The organism is Streptomyces actuosus (assembly GCF_016921115.1).
Lineage (GTDB): Bacteria > Actinomycetota > Actinomycetes > Streptomycetales > Streptomycetaceae > Streptomyces > Streptomyces actuosus_A.
In genome coordinates this window covers 395,367-417,361 of sequence record NZ_JAFFZS010000002.1, presented here as the reverse complement: position 1 = coordinate 417,361, position 21,995 = coordinate 395,367, and the positions used below count along the sequence as shown (strand labels likewise).

Annotated in this window: 21 protein-coding genes; 11 read left to right on the top strand and 10 right to left on the bottom strand. The window is 71.5% G+C overall.

Annotation, left to right across the window (positions count from 1 at the left end; translation table 11 throughout):
- Nucleotides 1-22: 22 nt before the first annotated feature.
- The 4 genes from JS756_RS04785 (at nucleotide 23) to metG (ending at nucleotide 7,123) form a co-directional block, all read left to right on the top strand.
- Nucleotides 23-1,030: an endonuclease/exonuclease/phosphatase family protein gene (locus JS756_RS04785; RefSeq protein WP_205381639.1), complete on the top strand. Its 1,008-nt coding sequence runs from the start codon at nucleotides 23-25 to the stop codon at nucleotides 1,028-1,030.
- Nucleotides 1,031-1,069: 39 nt separating this feature from the next.
- On the top strand, nucleotides 1,070-3,022 hold the full coding sequence (locus tag JS756_RS04780) for an FUSC family protein (protein WP_205381638.1): 1,953 nt from the start codon (nucleotides 1,070-1,072) through the stop codon (nucleotides 3,020-3,022).
- 172 nt (nucleotides 3,023-3,194) lie between these two features.
- Nucleotides 3,195-5,243, top strand: coding sequence for a VWA domain-containing protein (locus JS756_RS04775; RefSeq protein ID WP_205381637.1), 2,049 nt, complete (start codon nucleotides 3,195-3,197; stop codon nucleotides 5,241-5,243).
- A 146-nt stretch (nucleotides 5,244-5,389) separates the two neighbouring features.
- The gene (gene metG, locus JS756_RS04770) at nucleotides 5,390-7,123 is read left to right on the top strand and encodes a methionine--tRNA ligase (protein ID WP_205381636.1); all 1,734 of its coding nucleotides are present in this window, start codon (nucleotides 5,390-5,392) and stop codon (nucleotides 7,121-7,123) included.
- Between the two features lie 100 nt (nucleotides 7,124-7,223).
- On the opposite strand, the gene JS756_RS04765 is transcribed toward metG, so the two are convergent.
- From JS756_RS04765 to JS756_RS04740, 6 genes are all read right to left on the bottom strand, one after another.
- Complete coding sequence (locus JS756_RS04765) at nucleotides 7,224-7,970, bottom strand: SDR family oxidoreductase (protein ID WP_205381635.1); 747 nt, start codon at nucleotides 7,968-7,970, stop codon at nucleotides 7,224-7,226.
- A complete protein-coding gene (locus tag JS756_RS37520) occupies nucleotides 7,967-8,452 on the bottom strand; it encodes a VOC family protein (protein ID WP_307790320.1) in 486 nt (161 codons plus the stop codon). Before JS756_RS37520 ends, JS756_RS04765 begins: the two co-directional genes overlap by 4 nt.
- A complete protein-coding gene (locus JS756_RS04755) occupies nucleotides 8,452-9,234 on the bottom strand; it encodes an antibiotic biosynthesis monooxygenase (RefSeq protein ID WP_205381634.1) in 783 nt (260 codons plus the stop codon). The genes JS756_RS37520 and JS756_RS04755 overlap by 1 nt, the downstream gene beginning before the upstream one ends.
- A 118-nt stretch (nucleotides 9,235-9,352) precedes the next feature.
- Nucleotides 9,353-10,708, bottom strand: coding sequence for an MFS transporter (locus tag JS756_RS04750; RefSeq protein ID WP_205381633.1), 1,356 nt, complete (start codon nucleotides 10,706-10,708; stop codon nucleotides 9,353-9,355).
- A 223-nt stretch (nucleotides 10,709-10,931) separates the two neighbouring features.
- Entirely contained in the window at nucleotides 10,932-12,065 is a 1,134-nt protein-coding gene (locus JS756_RS04745; protein ID WP_205381632.1) for a ferritin-like domain-containing protein, read from the bottom strand.
- 27 nt (nucleotides 12,066-12,092) lie between these two features.
- Entirely contained in the window at nucleotides 12,093-12,854 is a 762-nt protein-coding gene (locus JS756_RS04740) for a DJ-1/PfpI family protein (RefSeq protein WP_205381631.1), read from the bottom strand.
- A gap of 260 nt (nucleotides 12,855-13,114) precedes the next feature.
- Between JS756_RS04740 and JS756_RS04735 the strand changes: the two genes are divergently transcribed.
- The 5 genes from JS756_RS04735 to JS756_RS04715 all read left to right on the top strand — a co-directional run bounded on the left by JS756_RS04735 (nucleotide 13,115) and on the right by JS756_RS04715 (nucleotide 17,105).
- Nucleotides 13,115-13,840, top strand: a complete 726-nt coding sequence (locus JS756_RS04735; protein WP_205381630.1) for a cupin domain-containing protein — start codon at nucleotides 13,115-13,117, stop codon at nucleotides 13,838-13,840.
- A 38-nt stretch (nucleotides 13,841-13,878) separates the two neighbouring features.
- Nucleotides 13,879-14,427, top strand: a complete 549-nt coding sequence (locus tag JS756_RS04730) for a DJ-1/PfpI family protein (RefSeq protein ID WP_205381629.1) — start codon at nucleotides 13,879-13,881, stop codon at nucleotides 14,425-14,427.
- A 76-nt stretch (nucleotides 14,428-14,503) separates the two neighbouring features.
- Nucleotides 14,504-15,235 (top strand): HAD family hydrolase, encoded by a 732-nt coding sequence (locus JS756_RS04725; RefSeq protein WP_205381628.1) that lies wholly within the window; start codon nucleotides 14,504-14,506, stop codon nucleotides 15,233-15,235.
- Between the two features lie 90 nt (nucleotides 15,236-15,325).
- On the top strand, nucleotides 15,326-15,991 hold the full coding sequence (locus tag JS756_RS04720) for a type 1 glutamine amidotransferase domain-containing protein (RefSeq protein ID WP_205381627.1): 666 nt from the start codon (nucleotides 15,326-15,328) through the stop codon (nucleotides 15,989-15,991).
- Nucleotides 15,992-16,208: 217 nt separating this feature from the next.
- Nucleotides 16,209-17,105 (top strand): LysR family transcriptional regulator, encoded by an 897-nt coding sequence (locus tag JS756_RS04715; protein ID WP_205381626.1) that lies wholly within the window; start codon nucleotides 16,209-16,211, stop codon nucleotides 17,103-17,105.
- 175 nt (nucleotides 17,106-17,280) lie between these two features.
- Here JS756_RS04715 and JS756_RS04710 read toward each other — a convergent pair whose 3' ends face one another.
- Nucleotides 17,281-18,210, bottom strand: coding sequence for a pentapeptide repeat-containing protein (locus tag JS756_RS04710; protein WP_205381625.1), 930 nt, complete (start codon nucleotides 18,208-18,210; stop codon nucleotides 17,281-17,283).
- An 874-nt stretch (nucleotides 18,211-19,084) separates the two neighbouring features.
- Nucleotides 19,085-19,387 (bottom strand): hypothetical protein, encoded by a 303-nt coding sequence (locus tag JS756_RS04705; protein ID WP_205381624.1) that lies wholly within the window; start codon nucleotides 19,385-19,387, stop codon nucleotides 19,085-19,087.
- A 131-nt stretch (nucleotides 19,388-19,518) separates the two neighbouring features.
- On the opposite strand from JS756_RS04705, the gene JS756_RS04700 reads away from it, so the two are divergent.
- Both JS756_RS04700 and JS756_RS04695 read left to right on the top strand, forming a co-directional pair.
- Nucleotides 19,519-19,884: a PH domain-containing protein gene (locus tag JS756_RS04700; RefSeq protein ID WP_205381623.1), complete on the top strand. Its 366-nt coding sequence runs from the start codon at nucleotides 19,519-19,521 to the stop codon at nucleotides 19,882-19,884.
- Nucleotides 19,885-20,030: 146 nt separating this feature from the next.
- Nucleotides 20,031-20,726: a hypothetical protein gene (locus JS756_RS04695; RefSeq protein ID WP_205381622.1), complete on the top strand. Its 696-nt coding sequence runs from the start codon at nucleotides 20,031-20,033 to the stop codon at nucleotides 20,724-20,726.
- 30 nt (nucleotides 20,727-20,756) lie between these two features.
- Here the strand turns inward: JS756_RS04695 and JS756_RS04690 are convergent, their stop codons facing one another.
- Complete coding sequence (locus tag JS756_RS04690) at nucleotides 20,757-20,969, bottom strand: DUF397 domain-containing protein (RefSeq protein WP_205381621.1); 213 nt, start codon at nucleotides 20,967-20,969, stop codon at nucleotides 20,757-20,759.
- Nucleotides 20,966-21,841 (bottom strand): helix-turn-helix domain-containing protein, encoded by an 876-nt coding sequence (locus JS756_RS04685; protein ID WP_205381620.1) that lies wholly within the window; start codon nucleotides 21,839-21,841, stop codon nucleotides 20,966-20,968. Before JS756_RS04685 ends, JS756_RS04690 begins: the two co-directional genes overlap by 4 nt.
- Between the last annotated feature and the right edge of the window lie 154 nt (nucleotides 21,842-21,995).

The window sequence follows — 21,995 nt, the reverse complement described above, 5'->3', positions numbered from 1 at the left end:
AGGCCGGGACGTGGACCGGGACATGGACACCGCGACCGCGGGGACGACGACCGCCGAGTCGGGCGGACCCCGCCGGAGCGGAACGGAACGGCGCGGCGCGGCCTGGACGGCGGGACTGCTGCTGGCCGGGGTCGGCACGGTCGTCGGCTGCCGGGCCGCGGACACCGACGGCATCACGCCCGTGCCTCAACTGCTCGCCTTCCTGCCGTGGCTGCTCCTGCCCACGGGCGCCGCGCTGCTGCTGGCGCTGCTCGCCCGCCGGCGGACCGGTGCGGTGGCGGCGGTGGTCGTCCTCGGGCTGCTGGCCTGGTACACCGAGCCGTACGGGAAGGCCCGGGGCCCCGTCGGTGCCCCCGTCGCGTCCTTCCGGGTCCTGACGTCGAACGTCGAGTTCGGCCGCGCCACCGGCGCACTGGCCGACGCCGTGCGCCGGGAGGAGCCGGACGTCGTGTTCGTCGAGGAGTGCGACGTACGGCGGTGCGAGGCCGTGCTGCGGCGGGAGTTCGCCGGAACCCACCCCTACCTGCAGGCCGTCACCGCCTCCGGCTCCGCGGGGTCCCTCGTCCTCAGCCGCTTCCCGCTCACCGGCACCGCGGGCGTACCCGGCACGATGGGCATGCCCGGTGCCGTCGCCGACGTCCACGGCCACCGCGTACGGCTGCAGCTCGCGCACCCCATGCCCCCGCTGCCCTCCCAGCTCGGGCTGTGGCGCCACGATCTCGGCTCCCTGCACGACTTCGCCGCCGCCGACCCCGCCGCGCCCACCGTCCTGGCCGGCGACTTCAACGCCTCGCAGGACCACGCCGCGTTCCGCCGCATCCTCGACACCGGCCTCCAGGACGCCGCCCTCCTCGCCGGGCACCCGCGCACGCCCAGCTGGCCGACCCGCACCACCCCGCTGATCGGCGCCCAGATCGACCACGTGCTGCTGTCGAGGGACTTCTCGGTCGCCCGGGCCCGGTTCCTGGACCTGCCGGACACCGACCACCGCGCCCTGCTGGTCGACGTCGTCCTCCACCGGCGGCGGTGATCCGGACGGAGCCGCAGGCCACCCGCCCATAATGGGCGCATGTCCCGCGAGTTTCCCATCGGCCTGAACCCTCCCGACTGGCTGATGCGGAACCTCCGCCCCGAGCAGAGCCCCGTCAACCGGCCCGCCGCCGCCCGCGCCGCCGTCGCCATGGCCCTCCCCCTGGCGCTCGGCCTCGCCACCGGCCGCACCGACTACGGCGCCCTCGCCTCCATGGGTGCCCTGTTCGGCGTCATCGGCGACACCGCCGACGCCTACCGCATGCGCCTGCTGAACATCGCCGTGCCGCAGCTGTTCGGCGCCGTCGGCATCACCCTCGGCTCGCTCGTCCACGGCCACGGCTGGACGGCGGTAGCGGTCGTCACCGCCGTGGCCCTGCTCTCCGGGATGATCTCCACGATCGGCGCCGTGGCCTCCGTGTCGGGGCTGTTGCTGCTGCTCAACACCGTGCTCGGGGCCGGGCTGCCGATGCCCGATCCCTGGTGGCTGCCGGCACTGCTGGTCACCGGAGGCGGTCTGCTCGTCCTGGTGCTGGCACTGCTGGCCTGGCCCCTCAGGGCCGGGGTGCCCGAGCGGACAGCCGTCGCACGGACCTACCGCACGGTCGCCGACCTGCTCGCCGCGTGCGGCGACGACACGGCGTACACCACCGCCCGGTACACCGTCACGCAGTCGCTGAACCAGTCCTACGACCTCGTCCTGGCCCGGCGCACCCGCCACCACGGCCGCAGTGGGGAACTGACCCGGCTGCTGGCCCAGTTGAACGCCGTCATCCCGGTCGTGGAGGCCGCCCCCGCCGTCCACCTCGCCGGCCGGCCGCTGCCGGACCGGGTCCCCGCAGCCGTGCGCCGACTCGCCGCCGCCGTCGAGTCCGGGCCCACCGGCCCCCTGGAGCTCGACCTGCCCGCCCCGACCGACGAGACCGCCCGCGCCACCGACCACGCCCTCCGGCACGCCGCCGAGGTCGTGACCGCTCCCGACGTGGACGCCCACGGCATCGACGACCGTCTGGGCCGCCCGGCGACCCTCCGCATCCGCACGGCCAGGGCGGCACGGAACGTGATGCTGTCCGCCGCCTCCTGGCGCTACGGCCTGCGGCTGGCCCTGTGCATCGGCATCGCCCAGGTCCTGGTGTCGATCGTCCCGGTGGCACGCTCGTACTGGGTCGCCCTGACCATCACCTTCGTCCTCAAGCCCGACTTCGGCTCGGTCTTCTCCCGCGCACTGCTGCGTGCCCTCGGCACGGTGGCGGGCCTGGTCGTCGCGGCGGCGGTGCTGGCGGAGGTACCGCGCGGCTGGTGGGACGTCGCGGTGATGCTCGTGCTGGCCCCGCTGATCCCGGCGCTCACACCGCGCGGGTACGGCTATCAGACGGCCGCCATCACCCCGGTGATCCTGCTCCTGTCCGACGTCCTCAACCACCAGGGCACGGCGCTGCTGCTGCCCCGCCTGGTCGACTCCCTCCTCGGCTGCTGCATCGCCCTCGTCGCCGGCTACCTGCTGTGGCCGGAGAGCTGGCACACCCGGGTCGGCGACCGTCTCGCGGACGCGGTGGCGGACACGGCACGCTATGTCGACCGCGCGTTCGGCGAGGGCGTGGACCCCGCGGCCCGGGCCCGTATGCGCCGCCGCCTGTACCGCGACCTGTCCGTCATCCGGACGGAGTTCCAGCGGGCCCTGACCGAGCCGCCGCCGACCGGGCGGCGGGCCGCGGCCTGGTGGCCGCTGGTCGTCGCGGTCGAACGCATCGTCGACGCGACGACGGCGGCCCGGATCCGCGTGAAGCAGGGCGCCGTACCGCCCTCACGTGCGGAGATCGCCCGGCTGACGCTGCAACTGACGGAACTGGCGGAGGGCCTGCGCACCACGAAGACCCTCTACCCTGTCCGCACCGACCTGGCCGGCCCGGCGGACAGCGTCCTGGAGCCGGTGCGGCAGGAGGTGGCCGCGGCGAGAGCCATCGCCTCGCCGGCGAGTCCCGAGGGGCCGTGAGGGACCCTGGGGGCACGGGCCGGGGGGCGTGAGGGACCCTGGGGGGCACGGGCCGGGGGGCGACTTTCCGCCGGCACATCCCTCCCCAAGATCGTCGGCGGGGACCGCTAACCTTACGTGTCCGTCCTGGCCAGGGATTGACGGGTTACAACTCACGCGAAGGGTTGCGCACATGGGCATTCTCACTCTCCTGCGGAACGCGTTCGGCCGGTCCCGCAAGGGGCGGACCGCCGAGGCGGAGAGTGCCGCACCCACTCTTACGCAGGACCAGCAGGCGACGGTCCCGCCCCAGAAGCCGGCCCACGACACGGCCTCGGTCCCGACTCCACACGACGCGGAACACGAGCTGGTGTCGGCCGCCTTCGACAAGATCGGGGTGCCGAAGCAGCCGTCTGCGACGGGGGAGCCGGCCGCACCCACGGCGGAGAAGCCGCAGGCCGAGGCCCCGTCGGAGACGGAGAAGTCTGCGGCCGAAGCGGAGACCGAGCAGCCGCCGGCCGAAGCGGACCACCGGTCGGAGGAACAGCAGACCGAGGCCGCCCCGGAAGCCACGGCCGAACCGGAACCCCAGGCCGAGACCACCCCCGCGGCCGGGACCGACCAGACACCGGACACCCAGCCGCAGGCCGAGACCGACCCCGAGCCGCAGGCCACCGGACCCGAGCCCGAGGCCGCCCCGGAAGCCGCGGCCGAGCCCACCCCGGAGCCCCGGCCCGAGGCCACCCCCGCACCGGAAGCGGAAGCCACCCCGGAGCCGGAGACCGAGCCCGCCCCCGAGGCCGCACAGGAGCCCGAGACCGCTCCCCGGGCCGAGACCGTCCCCGAGCCCCGGACCGAGGCAGCGGCGGAAACCGCAGCCGAGCCGGAGGCCGCTGAGCCCGAGGCCGAGGCGGCACCCGCGCCGGAGGCCGCGGCCACCCCGGAGCCGGAGGCCGCCGCACCCCGGGCCGACGCGGATGACGAGACCCCGGAGGCGGACGCCGGCCCGGAGGTCGAGCCGGAGACGCAGGCCGACGCCGAGGTGCCTGCCGACACCGAGGTGCCTGCCGACGCCGAGCAGGCAACGACCGCTGCACCCCCGGCGGCCCACGGGCAGAGCGACGAGCAGACAGCCGGCCCCGAGCCCGAACCGGTGACCGCTCCGGAGCCGGAACCGACACCGGCCGGGTCGACCGAGGCCACCCCCGTGCCCGAGGCGGTCGACGAGACCGCAAAGTCTCCTGCCGCCCCGGCGACCGCGGAGCCCGCCACCGAGGCGACCCCGGAAGCCGCCGAGGCGGCCGACGGCGAGCCCGCCCCGCAGGCGTCACCCGCGCCCGACCTCGAAACCCGCACGAGTGGCGCGGGTGGGAACGACGCGGCCGAAGGCGAAGCCGAGCTCGCCCCGGCGGTGCCCGCAGAGACGAACGTCGAGCCCGAGCCCGTCCCGGCGGTGCCCGCAGAGACGGATGTCGAGCCCGAGCCCGTCCCGGCGGTGCCCGCAGAGACGGATGTCGAGCCCGAGCCCGAGCCCGTCCCGGCGGTGCCCGCAGAGACGAACGTCGAGCCCGAGCCCGTCCCCGCGGTCCCCCTCGCGGAGCTGACGTCCCGCGCCCCCGGCCTGGCCACCGCCTACCGGGCCGCGGGCGCCGTCCTCGGGGAGCAGGGTCTGACCGGCGCCCGCGCCAAGGTCTACCTGGTGCTCGACCGGTCCGCGTCGATGCGCCCGTACTACAAGGACGGCTCCGCCCAGGCCCTCGCCGAGCAGACGCTCGCCCTCGCCGCCCAGCTCGACCCGGAGGCGACGGTCCACGTCACGTTCTTCTCCACGGAGCTGGACGGCACCGGCGAGCTGACCCTCGCCGAGCACGAGAACCGGATCGACGAGTTGCACGCGGGCCTGGGCCGGATGGGCCGCACCAGCTACCACGCGGCCGTCGCCGACGTGATCGCCCAGCACGAGAAGGCGGCCGACCCCGCGGCCCCGGCCCTGGTGATCTTCCAGACGGACGGCGCTCCGGACGCGAAGACCCCGGCGACCCGGTCCCTCGCGGACGCGGCGAATAACCATCCCGAACTGCACTTCGCCTTCGTCGCCTTCGGTGAGCAGGACAACAAGGCCTTCGACTACCTCCGGAAGCTGAAGACGGGCAACACGTCCTTCTTCCACGCGGGCCCGGCTCCGCGTGAGCTCACCGACAAGGAGCTGTACGAGGGCGCCCTGGCGACCTGGCGCCCGTAGGAGGCGTCCGCCCGCTGCGCCGCCCGCTGCCCACCACACGAAACGGCCAGCGGGCGGCGCAGCCGTGTCGGCTACGATTTCAAGGTTCGAAGACGACCGAGAACCAGAGATCGTCACCCCGCGTAGCGACTTGGGAGCAGCCCGCGATGGCTCGACACCTCATCACCAGCGCCCTTCCGTACATCAACGGGATCAAGCACCTGGGCAACATGGTGGGGTCCATGCTCCCGGCGGACGTGTACTCCCGATACCTCCGCCGGCGCGGCCACGACGTCCTGTACATCTGCGCGACCGACGAGCACGGCACCCCCGCCGAGCTGGCCGCGAAGGAGGCGGGCCTGTCCGTCGCCGAGTTCTGCGCGCAGGCCCACGACGCGCAGAAGGCGGTCTACGACGGCTTCGCGCTCGCGTTCGACTACTTCGGTCGCAGTTCCAGCCCGCAGAACGTGGAGATCACGCAGCACTTCGCCCGCAGGCTGAACGAGAACGGCTTCATCGAGGAGCGCGCGATCCGGCAGGTGTACTCGCCCGCCGACGGCCGCTTCCTGCCGGACCGCTACGTCGAGGGCACCTGCCCCCACTGCGGTTACGACAGGGCCCGCGGCGACCAGTGCGAGAACTGCACCCGGGTCCTCGACCCGACCGACCTGATCAACCCGCGGTCGGCGATCTCCGGTTCCACGGACCTGGAGGTCCGCGAGACCAAGCACCTCTTCCTCCTCCAGTCCAAGCTGCAGCACGAGGTCGAGGAGTGGGTGGCCCGCCACGAGAACGACTGGCCGCACCTGGCCGCGTCGATCGCCCGCAAGTGGCTGACCGAGGGCCTGCACGACCGTGCGATCACCCGTGACCTGGACTGGGGCGTCCCGGTCCCGGCCGACACCTGGCCGGAGCTCGCGGCCGAGGGCAAGGTGTTCTACGTATGGTTCGACGCGCCGATCGAGTACATCGGCGCGACGAAGGAGTGGGCGGACGCGGCGCCCGACGGTGAGACCCGGGACTGGAAGTCCTGGTGGTACGAGGCGGACCTGGGCGACGACCCGGTGCGCTACACCGAGTTCATGGCGAAGGACAACGTCCCCTTCCACACGGTGATGTTCCCGGCCACCGAGCTGGGTGTGCGCGAGCCGTGGAAGAAGGTCGACTACGTCAAGGCGTTCAACTGGCTGACGTACTACGGCGGCAAGTTCTCCACCTCGCAGAAGCGCGGCGTCTTCACCGACCAGGCGTTGGACATCCTCCCGGCGGACTACTGGCGCTACTTCCTCATCGCCAACGCGCCGGAGTCCGACGACTCCTCCTTCACCTGGGAGCACTTCACGGCGACGGTCAACAAGGACCTCGCCGACACCCTCGGCAACTTCGTCAACCGCGTCCTGTCCTTCTCCCGCAAGCGCTTCGGCGACGAGGTCCCGGCCGGCGGCGAGCCGGGCGAGGCGGAGGCGCGGCTGGGCGAGGAGATCGCGGGTCTCCTGTCCGAGTACGAGTCGCACATGGAGTCCCTGCAGTTCCGCAAGGCGGCTGCCGCCCTGCGTGCCCTGTGGTCGGCGGGCAACTCCTACCTGGAGGAGAAGGCCCCCTGGCTGGAGATCAAGACCGACAAGGACGGCGCGGCGCTGACGCTGCGCACGGCGATGAACCTGATCCACCTGTACGCGGTGGTGTCCGAGCCGTTCATCCCGGCGACGGCGAGGACGATGCGGGAGGCGTTCGCCCTGGCGGACGACACGGCCGCCTGGGTCGGCGCCGACGAGGCCCGCGCGCTGACGGCGGTCCCGGCCGGCACGCCCTTCACCGTCCCGCCGGTGCTGTTCGCCAAGCTCACGGACGACGACCTGGACGCCTACAAGGCGCGCTTCGGCGGCGAGCCGGCGGAGTAGCCGGAGCGGCGGGCGGACCGGCTGGGGGGCCTGCGGGCCCCGCAACCGGTCCGGAGGCGGCGGGCCGGGTCGGCGCGATCGGTCGTGCCGACCCTCCCGTTCAGTTGACCTGCCCCGTCGGCCGGATCGTGACCGTGTTGACGTCGACGCCGGCCGGCTGGCCCAGCACCCACAGGATGCCTTCGGCGATGTTCTCGGCGCTGAGCGCCGGGCCGGGCGGGGTGCCGCCGCGGCTGTCCCAGAAGGGGGTGTCGACCTTGCCGGGGGCGATCAGGCTGACCCGGACACCGGCCTCGGCGACGAGCATGCGGGTGTTCTCGGCCAGGGCGTGCACGGCCCACTTGGTCACGGAGTAGAAGTTGCCGGGGGTGTTCTTCAGCCCGGCGACCGAACCCAGCAGCACGATACGGCCGCGGGTCCTCTTCAGCTCCTCCAGCGCCGCCCGCACCAGCAGCGTCGGACCGAGGACGTTGGTCAGCAGCATCGCCCGCATCCGTGCGGGGTCGCCGTCCGCGACCGACTCGTGGGTGGAGAATCCGGCGTTGGCGATGACGTGGTCGATCCTCCCGAAGTGCTCCAGCGTGCTGCGCACGCACGCGTCGACCGCGTCCGGTTCGGCGGCGTCGCCGGGCAGCGGCAGCAGTTCGGGCGGGTTGCCGAGCGACTCGGCGAGGGCGGTGAGCCGGTCCGGGTTCCTTCCGGTGGCGGCGACCCGGTGACCGGCCTTCAGCAGCCGCCGTACGGTCTGGGCCCCGATGCCGGTGGATCCTCCCGTGATCAGGGTGACGGGTGTCCGCGCGGCGGCCGCGTCCTCGGTGGGCCGGTCGGTGGGGCTGGGGGTGCTCACTGTTCCTCCCGTGGTCGTTCGTGCAGGGCGGGCATCGGCCCGCCGCCGGGGTGCCAGGTGGCCAGAAAGTCCGGCTGGAAGCCCGCGGCGACGAGCTCGACACTCGCCCCGATGCTGTGCACATGGTGGTACGCGTACGGGCGGCCGAACGGGCACCCGCTGAACTCGGCCGGAAACCCTCCCTCGGACAGCCGCCGTGATCCGGTCTCCAGGTCGTCGGTCCAGTACCCCAGGTGGTGGAACCGCGGCCCCCGCGAGGCGTCCCACGGGCTGCCGGGTCCGCCCTCGACAAGCTCGATGAACGGCGGCCCGGGACGGCTGAAGACCAGGTGGAAGTCCCAGTCGCCGACCCGCCCGGGCCGGGGCGGGGCCCACTCCACGCCGACGGCGTCACGCAGCTCGCGCATGGCCGCCGCCAGGTCGGGGACGGCGAACCCGACATGGTAGAAGGCGGCCGTTCCGGGCCGTTGCTGCCGGGGCACTAGCGGCCCGAGAGCCCCGGGTAGCGGCCCGTGTTCACCCACTCGTCCATGGCCGGACGGTCGGCCACGTCGACGTACTCGATGCGAACGCCCTGCAGGTCGGGGGCGGTGATGAGGGCGAACGGCGTCTCGCCGGGGCCGGGCCGGAAGTAGGCGTCGACGCCGATGTCGGCGGCCTCCAGCTTCTTCAGCCGTCCGGCCATGTCGTTCTCCCAGACCCCGTAGTACAGGACCTTGCCGGCATGCTCCAGCGAGGTGATGCCGTCGCCGTCGGCCTGGATGAGTTCGTACTGCGGGTACGCGGTCCGGGAGAACACGGCGGTCATCCGGCCCGGCCCGCCCTGGCCGCCCTGTTCCAGGTACGGGATCTCGAAGGTGGCCGGCTCGGCGAACTCGATGCCGAACCAGGCGGAGTACAGCTCCATGGCCTCCTCCAGGTCGGGGACGACGACTCCGACGTGGAAACACGATTCGGGCAGCGGGTGCCTGTCCACGGCCGGCCGGAACGTCTCCAGGGCCGGCGGTTCGAGCAGGCACTCCAGCAGCTGGGGGATGAACTCCGCCAGATAGGCGGTGTGCCGGTGCGCCTCCAGGGCGGCCTCGTCCGCGTACTCCTCGATGACCAGCCGCTCTCCGGGCCGGTCCGTGGAGTGGACGTAGTCGAAGCGCAGGCAGCCGGGTTCGTGGCGGCGGATGTTCTGTTCGAGCTCCGCCATCAGGGTGTCGAGCCGGGTTTCGGTGCCCGGCCTGACCAGTTGCCGGGCGGTCGCGATGATCGTCACAACGTGACTCCTGTCCATGAGACTTCGAAGGTCCGTGAGGCTTCGGAAGAAGGGGATGAGAAGCGGCGGTGGGGTGGGGAGAGCGGTAAGCCGGGTTCGGGCACGCGGGCCAACCGGGTCACTCGGGGCGTGCCGTCGCCACCAGCAGCAGGGCGAGCAGCCCGCCGGCGGCCAGCACCATGCCCGAGGACGACAGCGTGGCCAGCGGCGCCAGTGCGGCCACGCCGAGTGCGCTGCCGGCCTGTCGTCCGGCGTTGAAGGCGCCCTGCCCGGTCGCCGCCAGTTCCTTCGGCGCGGCCATGGCCATGTCGGCGGTGGCCGCCGGAATGGCGAGCGTGGAGCCGAACGAGAGCGTGACCTGGGCCAGGATGATCAGGCCCAGGGGCGTGTCGTCGGAGGCGAACGCGAGGACGGCGCCCGCCGCCGTGTCCAGGGCGAGTCCGGTGAGGATGACCCCGCGCGCCCCGAACCGGGCGACGAGGCGTCCGGTGATCAGCGGCATGAAGCACATCGGCAGCGTCATGGGGAGGAACGCCGTACCGGTCTGCAGGGCCGACAGGCCCCGTTCCTCCACCATCCACTGGGTGAGCGCGAACAGCACCCCGTAGAAGATGAACGAGGCCACCGCACCGGCCGCGATGTCCGCCCGGACCCGGGCCAGCCCGACCAGTGCGGGCGGCAGGATCGGCGCCTCGGCCCCGCGTTCCACCGCGATCAGCGCGCCGAAAGCGACGGCCGCGATCCCGAGTGCCGTCAGCGGCAGCGGTCGCGACCAGCCGTCGGTTCCGGCGTCGATCAGGCCGAAGGTCAGCGCGGCCAGCGCGACGACGGACAGGAGGATGCCGGACGGGTCGGCGGCCCGGACGGTGTCCGGGCGGCCGCCCTGCAGCCCGCGGGAGGCGATCAGGGCGACGGCCACGAAGACCGGGTTGACGAGGAACACCAGCCGCCAGCCGCCCAGTTCGACGAGGGCGCCGCCGAGGACGGGGCCCGCGATGAGTCCCGTGGAGGTGACGGCCGCCCAGGTGCCGACGGCCTTGGCGCGCGCGGCCGGGTCGGGGTACATGGCGGCGAGCAGCGCCAGCGAGGCCGGGACCATGCCGGCGGCGGCCACACCGAGCAGGGCCCGCCCGCCGATGAGGAACCCGGCGTCGGGCGCGGCGGCGCAGGCGAGGGACAGCGCGCCGAAGGCCAGCAGTGCTCCGCGGTACACACTGCGGGCGCCGAGGCGGTCGGCGACCGCGCCGGCGGCCAGCAGCAGGCCGGCGAAGACGATCGTGTAGGCGTCCACGGCCCAGGGCAGGGCGGCTTCGGGGGCGTGCAGGTCCGTCCGGACGTCGGGGAGTGCGACGTTGAGGATGGAGGTGTCGAGCAGGACGAGGAAGTTGCCCGCGGCGATCCCCGCGAACAGTACCCGCCGCCGGGGCGGAGCCTGGCGCGGCGGCGCGATCGCCCGGTCGCTGGCGTATGTCATGAGGAATTCCCGTTCGGAGGACGGCGTCCGCGGGGGGACGGCGTCGGTGAGGACACCGCCGGCGGAAACCGCGGGGGCGGAAACGGCTGGGGCGGAAAGGCGTCGGGCCGGAACGGCATCGCTGTGGGCGGCATCCGTGGTGACTGCGCCGGCGGTGGCGGACCGGGCGGAAGAAGGGCGGGCGGGGACAGCGCGGGCGAAAGGAGGACGGGGGGCTGCGCCCTCATACCGCGTTGTTGAGGAATCGCGGCCCGTAGAAGACGGGCCGGTCCAGGTCGGTGTGGCGCTCCAGGGCCCGGATTTCCGTGGGATAGAGCTCGGGGAGGCGGCCGACGAGCGCCGGGGGGATCTCGTTGCGCATGATCGTGAAGCAGGAGCGCACCCGCATCTGATCCATCTGGGTGACCGCCGCGCCCAGCGAGGGCCACCAGGTCTCGACCGGCCCGTTCCAGGTGGTGTCCAGCGCGAGCATCATCTGCGTGTAGGCGTCGTCGAACGCGTCGAGTTCCTTGCGTACGTCGGGCCCCCGCGGGTCGAGGGCCAGCACGGCCTCGTAGCCGTCCGCCGGCACGGCGAGGGTGTTGACCACCACCGGCCAGGCGATCTCCTCACCGGTGAAGAAGTCCCGCTCCGTCTCCCGGGAGATGAGCACGCCGTCGCGGGGCAGGTACCGGCGCCCGTATCGCAGTTCGGCGAACCGGGCGTAGTGCGAGCCCTCCTTCTGGAACGCCACGGCCGCCGTCTCCACGGTGCCCTCGCCCCGGCCCTCGCCCTGCTCGGTGATGACGTCGAGCGCCCGCAGGAACGTGCCGACCGGGTCGGTGTCGTCCCGATCGAAGGTGACGTAGCCGAGGTTGCCGCCGACCTGGTTGGACGGGCCCCCGCGGCGTACGGCGCGCTCGACCGCGCCGGCGTTGCGGACGATCGCGTCCCGGATCGCCGCGTAGAAGGCGCCGATGGTGGGGTAGGCGGCGCCGCGCTGCCGCGCGTTCAGCAGGAAACCCGGTGCCTCCAGGCGCATGAACCCTTCCAGGGCCGGCCCGGACAGCTTGGCCAGTCGCGGCCTCAGGTCGGGGGCGACTCCGCCGGGCAGTCCGCCGCGTCCCGGGTAGGACGGCCGGAGGCCCTTGATCGCCGGACTCGCGCCGAGGGCGGCGACCATGTTGGCGGCGATGGCCATGTGCACCATCTCCTCCATGAGGACGCTGCGAATGGTGTTGTAGGACGGGTAGTTCTGCACCTCCAGCGAGTACATCGCGGCGCAGTACAGCGGCATGGTGGCGTGTTCCAGCGCGATCGCCGTCTGCAGCGCTCCGCGGATCCAGCTGAGGTCCCTGAGCTCGACGGGTGTGGGCATGCGAAGGCTCCCCGGGTGGGCCGGCGCTCAGGCGGCGTCGGCGTCGAGCGGCGGGAAGAGCATCGGCTGGAAGAAGTCCTGGAAGGACTCCTCCAGTTCGGGGTGCTGGTAGAACTCCGGCCCCGTCTCCTCGAAGATCACGTCACCGATGCCGCCGATGGTGTCGAACATCATCGACACGATGGTGCCGACCTCGCGGCCGAAGTAGTGCGCCACCAGGGCGACCGCGCCGCCGTTGACGCCGTAGGAGCCGGTGAACGTCCAGATGCGGGAAGCCGTGTTGGCGATCCACATCCTGCGCCCGAGGGGCACGTTGAAGCCCTCGCCGCGCAGTCCGCGGGCCACGGCCGCGACACAGGTCAGGGGCTCGTCGTTGACGATGCCGGAGCGGGCGAGCACACCGACGCCCGAGCAGTTGGCAGCGATGATCTTGCCGGCCTCGTGGTGGCGGCGGATCAGCTTGTGCACGCGGTCGTTGGTCAGCAGCGCGCCGGAGCCGACGCCACCGGGTATGTAGAGGATGTCGAACAGGTCGTCGTCGTTCAGCACGGAGTCGGCGACGACGTTGGTGCCCATCTGCATCCTGATGACCCCCGGTTGCAGGGAGACCAGGCGTACGTCCAGCTCGCGGCCTGCGGCCTCGCGCTCCCAGGGGGCGATCTGGCCGCTGGTGACCATCGCCGCTCCCTTGAAGATCTCCAGCGGTGTGATGGTGTCCTGTTCGGAGCAGGACTCGTAGCCGAGGACGGCGATGGAGTCGATCTGGGTACTGGTGCTCGCGGTACTCACGATGGTGGTCCCCCTTCGAGTCGATCCCTGCGGATAGACCCTGCCCAATGCCCGCCGTGCCTTCAAATAAGCAATCGGGGGAGGGGCATTACTTCAGCGGGGGACCCCCGGGTTTCTTATCGGGGGCTGCGCCACCCGCTATTTGGCTGAGACCCGACGTTCCTCTAGCGTCACTTCCGGACCGGGGGCATACAGCCCGACTGCTCGATTGGGGGATCGACATGGCTGAGATGACGCAGATCATGCATACCTTGGGAAGCGTGGTGAGAATCGACCCTGGCCCGAGGGATTTCGCCGCACTCAACGAAGTCGTCCGAAAAGGCTCGCGCATCGCGAATGAGAGTCTCGACGACGACGACCATCTCAATGAGATAATTCCCAAGCCGTGGGGGCTCGAATACCGTATATACGTCGACGATTTCATCGACGTCTGGAATCTGAGGATCGACGAGGGCGAGTCCACGTCGATGCACGTGCATCCGCGCAAGCTCACCTATCTGCTCTGCCTCGCCGGGCAGGGGGTGACCAGCACCCTGACCGGCGACGTCCCGGTGGGGGCGGGCTCGCTGCTGCGGATCGGCGGCGGTGCCTTCCACGCGTCCCGGAGCATCGGCCCCGGACCGCTGTGGCTGGTCGAGGTCGAGGCACCGCGCAACAAGTTCGACCTGATCCGGCTGCGCGACAACTACGACCGGCAGGGCACCGCGTACGAGCAGGACCACGCCGCGGCGCCCGAACTGCCGGCGCGACCGGTGTCGTACCTGCCGCAGGCACGGCTGCGGGACGGCTCTCCGTGCGGCAGCTACTCCTTCTCCATCCGGGCCGGCGCCGACGTCTTCTACCGGCGCCTCGAACAGGACCTGTTCCACGTCCCGCTGGGTCTGACCGGAGTGGTCACGGGCGACGTCGACATCCTCGCGCCCGCTCAGGGCGACACCCGCCGCCCGGCGCTGGACCAGTACTACCTCTCTCTCGCACGCGCCTGACTCAGCGCGTTCCACCACGAGCAAGAAGGAGCACTCCCATGCCCAGTGCCGTCATCATCACCGGCCCCGGCTTCCAGGACCACGACGTCGTCTACACCTACTACCGCCTCCTGGAAGAGGGCTGGAACGTGGACGTGGCGACGAAGAACGGCGCCGACGTGACGGGCAAGTACGGGGTCCCGCTGCCCATGGACAAGACCGCCAAGCCGCTGATCGCCTTCGAGCAGCTGGACCCGGACACCTACGACGCGGTCATCCTCACCGGTGGGCACGAGGCCCCCGACCGGGTGCGCCAGGACGCTCTCGTCCTGGACTTCCTGCGCGCCATGGACGCGCGCGAGAAGGTCGTGGCGGGTCTGTGCCACGGTCCGTGGATCATGGTCTCGGCCGGTGTCCTCAAGGGTCGGCGCGCCTGCGCCTACATCGGCCTGCGCGACGACGTGATCAACGCGGGCGCCGACGTCGTCGACTCCGACGTCATCGTCGACGGCCACATCATCACCTGCTCCTACTACGCCTACGTCGGCCGTTTCATGCAGCAGGTCTTCGAGACCGTCGCCGAGCAGCAGGCGTCCGCGGCGGCCTGACCCCCGGTACTCGCCGCGCGGGGCGGGCCCCATCCCCCGTACGGGGCCCGCCCCGCGCACCGGACGAGGAGACACCTTGCTGATACTCGACTTCGACGGCGTCGTCGCCGACGCGTTCACCGAGTGTGCCGTCGTCACCTACTACGCCGACCACGACCCGGCCACGATCGCGGACAAGCCGATCGCCGAGCTCGCGGCGGCCATGCCCGCGGGCTTCGTGTCCCGGTTCCGCACGGTGCGCACCTACGCGCGTCTGCTGGACGACTTCATGGTGGCGCGCGACCCGGCCGCGGACGCCATCCGGGAGCTCGCGGACTTCGAGGCCCTCGCGGCGCGCCTTCCCGGCCCTCGGCTCGCCGCACTGGTGCGCGGCGCGGGCGCCGTACGGTCGGCCCTGCGGGAGCAGCGCCGCACGGAGTGGCTCGACCTGCACCGTCTGTACCCCGGGATCGCCGGTCTGCTGCGCCGTCACCAGGGGCGGGGCACCTCCATCGTCACCGCGAAGGACGAGCGGAGCGTGTGGGAGATCCTCGCCCACCACCGGCTCGACACCGCCGTGGCACAGGTCGTCGGCGAGTGCGCGGACAAGCGCACGGCCGTGCGGCGGATCGCCGAGGCCGACGGGCTGCCGGCGGACGCCGTGACGTTCATCGACGATCACATCACCAACGCGCTCGCGGTACGGGACACCGGCGCCACGACCCTGTGGGCGTGGTGGGGGTACCACACGCCCGAGCACGTCGAGCGGGCCGTCGCCCGCAAGCAGCGACGGGTCTACCTGCCTGAGCTGGCGACCCTGACCGCCTGACCGCCCCGCCCGGCCGCACACCGCTCCCGCATCCCGCATCCCGCATCCCGCATCCCGCCGCACCACTGTTCCGAATCCAGGAGGATTGCCATGCCGAAGGTTCTCTTCGCCCTCACCTCGCACGACCGGCTCGGTGACACCGGCCGCTCCACCGGCTTCTACGTTCCCGAGGTCGCCCACCCCGCCGAGGTCTTCCGGGCGGCGGGCTGGGACATCGCGTTCGTGTCCGTCGCGGGCGGTACGCCGCCGCGCGACGGGATCAAGCCCGACGACACGGTGACCGCCCGCTTCCTCGCCGCGCACGAGGCCGAGTTGTCGGCCACCCCCACCGCCGACCGGCTCGACCCGGGCGACTACGACGTCGTCTTCTTCGCGGGCGGGCACGGCACCATGTGGGACTTCCCCAAGGCCGAGGCGCTGGCCCGGCTCGCAGCCGGGGTCTACGAGCGCGGGGGCGTCGTCGCCGCGGTCTGCCACGGCCCGGCCGCCCTGGTGAACCTCACGCTGGACGACGGCACCCATCTGGTCGCGGGCAAGCGGGTGTCGGCCTTCACCAACGAGGAGGAGGCCGCCGTCGGTCTGGCCGACGTGGTGCCGTTCGCATTGGAGACGGCGCTGATCGAGCGGGGGGCCGACTTCACCAAGGCCGGCAACTTCGCCGAGCACGCCGTCGCGGACGGCCGGCTCGTGACCGGCCAGAACCCCGCGTCCGCGGCCCGGGTCGCCGAACTGGCGATCGGCGAACTCAAGAACTGACACCACCGCTCACGTACCCCCTTTTCCTCACAGAACACGGCAGAACCGGTGGCCGTTACACCGGTTCTGCCGCCTTCACCATGGCCGTCTTTGCAAAGTCTTGGGCAGAGGTTCTGAAACGCTTCGGGGCCGAAACGGTAGGTTCGGGACAGAGGGTCGGGTGAAGCACGAGACCGGATCATCCGACCTCCGACCGGTTTGGGGGGCCGGCTCGAATATGCAGTTGGGATGGTTGCAAACCTTCATCGCCGTGGTCCATACGGGGTCTTTCACCAAGGCGGCCCGACAACTGGGGCTCACGCAGCCCGCCGTGACGCAGCAGATCCGCTCCCTGGAGCGGGAACTGGGCAAGCCGCTGTTCCACCGCACACCGCAGGGCGCGACACCCACCTCGGCGGGCAAGGCCCTGGCGCACGAGATCGAGTCCTCGATGGCGGAGATCAACGCCGCCGTCTCCCGGCACTTCGCCGACACCACGGAGAGCAGACCGGTCCGCCTGGGAGGCCCGGCGGAACTGGTCACGGCCAAGATCATGGCGTCGATCAGCCAGCTCATCGCGGAGGGGCTGGACATCCGCATCAGCCTCGGCGAGGCGGCGAGCCTGCTGGAGGACCTGAAGAACGGGCATCTGGACATCGTGATCTCCACGATCCAGCCGCAGAACCGCGGAGTGGAGTTCAGGGCCCTGACGGACGAGGAGTTCGCCCTGCTGGCCTCGCCCCAGGTCTCCGCCTCCCTGCCCGCCGGCGCACTGGCCGCTGACAGCCCCGAGGTGCTGGCCAAGCTGCCGCTGATCGCCTACGCGGAGACGCTGCCGATCATCCGCCGCTACTGGAGGATGATCTTCGACGCCCCACCGCCGAGCCCGCCCGCGGTGGTGGTCCCGGACCTGCGGGCGGTGATCGCGGCGGTGATCTCGTCGGCGGGCATCTCGGTCCTGCCGACCTACCTGTGCCGCGCGGAACTCGCCTCGGGCGCCCTGGTTCCGCTGCTGGAACCGGAGATCCCGCCGATCAACACCTTCTACCTGGTCACGCGCTCCGGCTCGCTCTCGGAGCCCCGGCTGGCCCGGCTCCACGAGCATCTGGTCCGCGACTCCCGCGACTGGACCTGAGACCGAAGGCCGCCCGGTCGGTGACCGAGCGGCGGACGATACGGAGCGTGCCGAGGAACGTGATCCGGTCCGGATCGATCCCGGCAGAGGTGGTGGCACACCGCCGTCTGCAAGAGTAAGTACTGCTGGCTCCTGATCGAGAGTGTCTTGGTCCAACCGTTCTCGGCCCGGTCAGTCACGTCACAGGCCAGACCGTGCTTTCATCGGTCCGGACGGCGGTGAGATCTGCTCCGTCAAGGCGTGCCTGGTCGAGGTTCGTGCCCCTCAGGTCCGCCCCGTGCAGCCTTGCACTGCGGAGATCCGCATGCTGTAAGTGAGCGTTGCGCAGGTCCGCGTATGTCAGTCGGGCATCGCGCATGTTGGTCTGCCGCAGATCGGCGTTGAAGAGACGAGCGTTTCGCAGGTCGACCTCCGGCATCCAAGTTCTGGCCAGATTGGCATGACGCAGATTCGAGCCCGCAAGACGCGCTCTGGTGAGCCGGCAGTGCCGCAGATCCACACGTGACAGGTACAAGGCCGCCTCTTCAGCATGCGGCGGACGTCTGCCGAGTATGTGGGCAGCGATCTGGACGTCCGGCGCACGGTTGGTCAGCCACGGTGTTCGGGGGTCCACGTCCAGTGAAGGGTGCCGTGGCCCGTCGGCTGCGCCCACGAGCCACGGCGCGTGCTGACGAATGAACCCAGCCAGGACGTAGGTGACTGTCGGACGGTCGGACGGAGAGTTTCGGGCGACACGCTCCAAGGCGTAGAGGCCTCCTATCCGGACATCCAAACTGTTACTGCCCAGCTGGTCTATTGCCCGGGTGAAGCGCTCAGTCACCTGTCCCTCATGGGCAAGCCGAAGTTGCCGCCAGCCGGCCACCGCGCCAGCCAGTACAACCAGCCCGCCCAGAAACTGGAGCAGTTGTCCGCGCAGATCCTTCTGTAGCTGCGATTGCACTTGCTGTAATTCAATGCGCTTCTCGCCATCGGAGACCTGGATCAGCTCATGATCGGTAAGTGGCGGGTACACCATTTGGGGCGCCCATAGGACTGCGGCCAAAGAAAGAAGCACTGCAGCAACGACCAGAAGCCCGACCCCCAGCGGGGAGAGCCGACGGGCCATCCCCTCCTCCCCCCTGATCTGTCAGGTGGCGCGCACCTTCACCTTCCAGTCTTTCCTCTGGCTGCGACCCGTATGCAGCGAGACGTTCCGCTGCCTCGCTCGGCTTGCGCCTCCCCAAGGACCGGAACGGCGGCACCTGCCGAACACCGGGTCGGGAAGCCTGGTCTCGTGCTGCCGCCGATCTTCGCCTCGCACCGATCTGACTTGAGCCGTCGTGTCCGCGAACAGCCCACAACAGAGTCTCCGTTCCAGGGCTGCTCAGCGCTGCAGTACGCCGCACAAACGCGAAGACCCCGGCGTCAGCGTCTCCGCTGGTGACGGGGTCTTTGGGCACCTCATGCCGGGTGCCCCCGGCGGGGGATCCAGAACATGGGAACAAGGAACGACGCCGGTCGGGAACAGCCGGCTCGTGATCCAGACCGTTGTCCGGCCGAACCGGTGGAGGGTTGGCAGCGGTTTCAGGTTCGAGTTTCCGGCAGCGGACACCGAACATGCGAACGCGGTGAGGTGCCGGCCGGTGATCCGAACGCTGTTCCGGTTGAACCGGCTTGGCCAGTCGGCCGGGCGCTCCGCACAACGCCGTGGAGTTCATGGGCCGTGGCGACGGAACGCTGCCCCGCTTGTACAAGCGAAGATGTAACACGTCCGGCGTGGTCCACGACAACGTCCGCCACGCCGAGAACCAACAGCGCCGACGAGCAGACCTGATCGGGAGCGACCGTGGCCGGTGGCCGTCGGCGGGAGCGCAGGCACGCGCTTCCTGAGGACGACCCTGTCGCGGAGTGCGTCCGGACGCGAACCCCGGGGCGCGCATCCGTGCCGGACCGCCCGCCCGCGACAGCCTCCGCCCGCGGGCCGTCACCTGCGCGGAGTTCTACCCGCCGCGCACGAACCGGCCGACGGCGTGCAGGATCCGGTCCAGCAGTTCCCGCAGGAGGACCAGGCCGGCCCCCGCCAGGCACACGCGCGCCGCGCCCCAACTCCCGGCCGCCGCCGCGCGCGTGTAGGACGCGACCCACGGACCGCCGTCCCCGAGGTCCCAGACCGGCCGGTCCGGCCAGTCGGCGCCGACGGCGCTGCTCACCGTCCAGCAGACCGCCGCGACCGCGGCGAGCCAGAACGCCGCGACGACCAGGCCCCGCAGCAGCACGTACCGCCGCTCGCCCCCGTATCTCATGTCGTCCCCCCTCCTCGGACGAACTACTGTACGCATCCACCCCTACCCGATATACATGTCGCTGATCGTTCCCGGTGATCCACTGGGACGTGAGCGCACTTCCGCGCCCATCGAGTGGGGGGTTTCATCTCATGGCACTGTTCGGCAACGCGCATCCCATCGACCCGGCGGAGGCCCAGAAGGACTACGCCCGTCTGATGGGTCAGGGTGAGCAGGTGCAGGCGGCGTTCCTGCTGGTGCGCGACACCATCATCTTCACCGACCGGCGCCTGCTGCTGGTCGACAAGCAGGGCATCACCGGCAAGAAGGTGGAGTACCACTCCATCCCGTACCGCAGCATCACCCACTTCGCGGTGGAGACCGCCGGCACCTTCGACCTCGACGCCGAGCTGAAGATCTGGGTGTCGGGCAACTCGGTCCCGATCGAGAAGACCTTCACCAAGGGCGTCGACATCTACGAGGTGCAGGCGATCCTCACCCAGTTCGTGGCGAAGTAGCCCCGGGGCGGGCCCGGTAGGGACCCGGGGCGTGGGCACCGGGTCCTCCCGCCGGGTCGGACCGCGGGACTGCGCGCCTGGCCCGGTCGGCGGCCCGCGTCTGGCAGAGTGCTGCCCGACCCCACCCCTCTCCCCCCCTGGGCCCAGTGAACCTCCCCGACCCGCACCGCCGACTCCTCTCGGACGTCGCCACCGCAGACCTCCCCCACACCCTCGTCCTCGCCGGCGGCTACGCCCTCCAGGCCCACGGCCTCGTGGACCGGCCGCACGCCAACGTGGACATGGCGACGGAGAGCCAGGAGCCGACGGACCGGCTCGCCGAGGCGGTCGCGACCGCGCTCCGCAGCCGCGCCCGCGACGTCGTCACGGGGCCCGTCACCCCGCTCACGGCGCACCTGTCGGTCACGGACCCGCCCACGGGCGAACGGTGCGACCTGATCCTCCACAAGGAGACGCTCTGGCACCCGCCGGTCCTCACGGACCTCGGCCCCGCCCTGAGCACGGAGGACGCCGTCGGTACGAAGATCAGGGCCCTGTACGACCGGGGCGCCGCCGTCGACCTCGTCGACGCCCGCGCCGCCGCGGCCCGTTTCACCCTGCCCGACCTGGAGGACCTGGGCCGCCATCACGCGCACGACCCCTTCGACCTGCCGACCCTCCGGTCCCGTCTGGAGGGCAGCGACTGGTACCCGGACGCCGCGTTCACCGCGTACGGCCTGACGGAGGCGGACATCGCCGCCCTGCGCACCTGGGCCCAGCACTGGTCCGACGACATCGCGGAACGCCTGCTGGAGGACGGCGCCAACCCGGACACCGAGGACGGCTCCGAGCCCGACGGGTGAAGCCCGCCCGGCCCACGTGCCGACGAGGCGTCAGCTCCCGGACGCGTACCCCACGAACTCCGCCCAGGCCTCCGGCGACAGCGCCAGCCGGGGACCGGCGTCGCGGTACTTGGAGTCGCGGACGTGGACGGTGCCGGGGGTGGGGGCGATCTCGACGCAGGAGTCACCCTCGTTGCCGTCGCTGTAGCTGCTCTTGAACCAGGCCAGTTCGGAGGCGTCCCCGGCGGAGGGCTTGCGGATCATGTCTCTCCCAGCAGTTGCTCGATGAAAGCCAGCGACTCCCGAGGCGGGAGAGCCTGGGCCCGGATGGTGCCATACCGCAGCTCCAGGATGCGCACCTGCCTCGGATCACAGACGGGACGACCGTTGAAGGCGCCGTCGGAGCGGCCCGTCGCCGTACCGTCGGCGAACTTCAGCAGCTCGATCCTTCCGTCGAGACCAGGGTGCGCCTCCACACGGGTCGGCATCACCTGCAGCGTGACGTTGCGCAACCGGCCCACCTCCAACAGGCGTTCGAGCTGCTGCCGCCACACCATTGTGCCTCCGAGTGGCCGTCGCAGCAGCGCCTCTTCCAGCACGAAGCCGAGCGCGGGGGCAGGATCCCGCTCGAAGATGGTCTGTCGGGCCATCCGAGCGGCCACCAGGCGTTCCACCTCGGCCTGCGCGTAGGGCGGTTGTCGCGACTCGAACGCGGCCCGCGCGTGCTCCGGCGTCTGCAGCAACCCGTTGATGCTGTTGCAGACGTACACCCCGAGCTCTACGGCCTTCGCCTCCATCTCGGCCAGATCCCGCACCTTCTTCGGGTACCGGACCTTGTTCACGTCCTCCTTCATCGCCGAGAGCAGGCCGCCCGCGCCCAGCACCTCGTCCGCCCTGTCCAGATACTCGGGCCGGGGGATCCGCTTCCCGGCCTCGATCTTGTAGACGAGGTCCTCGCCGTACCCGACCGCCCGCCCGAAGTCGGCGGCCCGCATGCCCACGGCCTCCCGCCGCAGCTTCAACTGCCGTCCCACGGTGGCGACGACGGCGACGCCCCACTCGTCGTCCGGGTCCACCTCCCATCCCGGCTCGTCCGCCTCGGTCCTGAGCCGCCGTACCTCACCGTCCACCGACATGCGCGCCCCTCCGACGTACCGCCACCGCCTCGTACCGCGACGCCCCTACCCGCGCGCACCGCCCCGACAAGCCCGGACACCACCGGACAAGCGCCGGACAGTCACCGTACGCATCGGCGCCGTCACTCCTCACGGTAAGCCGCTCCGGCCACGC

Excerpts from the sequence above, each read along its gene's own strand:
- metG (WP_205381636.1), top strand. The coding sequence starts at position 5,390 with ATGGCTCGACACCTCATCACCAGCGCCCTTCCGTACATCAACGGGATC.
- JS756_RS04785 (WP_205381639.1), top strand. The coding sequence starts at position 23 with ATGGACACCGCGACCGCGGGGACGACGACCGCCGAGTCGGGCGGACCC.
- JS756_RS04705 (WP_205381624.1), bottom strand. The coding sequence starts at position 19,387 with ATGAGATACGGGGGCGAGCGGCGGTACGTGCTGCTGCGGGGCCTGGTC.
- JS756_RS04690 (WP_205381621.1), bottom strand. The coding sequence starts at position 20,969 with ATGATCCGCAAGCCCTCCGCCGGGGACGCCTCCGAACTGGCCTGGTTC.
- JS756_RS04715 (WP_205381626.1), top strand. The coding sequence starts at position 16,209 with ATGCAGTTGGGATGGTTGCAAACCTTCATCGCCGTGGTCCATACGGGG.
- JS756_RS04750 (WP_205381633.1), bottom strand. The coding sequence starts at position 10,708 with ATGACATACGCCAGCGACCGGGCGATCGCGCCGCCGCGCCAGGCTCCG.
- JS756_RS04710 (WP_205381625.1), bottom strand. The coding sequence starts at position 18,210 with ATGGCCCGTCGGCTCTCCCCGCTGGGGGTCGGGCTTCTGGTCGTTGCT.
- JS756_RS04730 (WP_205381629.1), top strand. The coding sequence starts at position 13,879 with ATGCCCAGTGCCGTCATCATCACCGGCCCCGGCTTCCAGGACCACGAC.
- JS756_RS04720 (WP_205381627.1), top strand. The coding sequence starts at position 15,326 with ATGCCGAAGGTTCTCTTCGCCCTCACCTCGCACGACCGGCTCGGTGAC.
- JS756_RS04685 (WP_205381620.1), bottom strand. The coding sequence starts at position 21,841 with ATGTCGGTGGACGGTGAGGTACGGCGGCTCAGGACCGAGGCGGACGAG.
- JS756_RS04780 (WP_205381638.1), top strand. The coding sequence starts at position 1,070 with ATGTCCCGCGAGTTTCCCATCGGCCTGAACCCTCCCGACTGGCTGATG.
- JS756_RS04775 (WP_205381637.1), top strand. The coding sequence starts at position 3,195 with ATGGGCATTCTCACTCTCCTGCGGAACGCGTTCGGCCGGTCCCGCAAG.
- JS756_RS04745 (WP_205381632.1), bottom strand. The coding sequence starts at position 12,065 with ATGCCCACACCCGTCGAGCTCAGGGACCTCAGCTGGATCCGCGGAGCG.
- JS756_RS04700 (WP_205381623.1), top strand. The coding sequence starts at position 19,519 with ATGGCACTGTTCGGCAACGCGCATCCCATCGACCCGGCGGAGGCCCAG.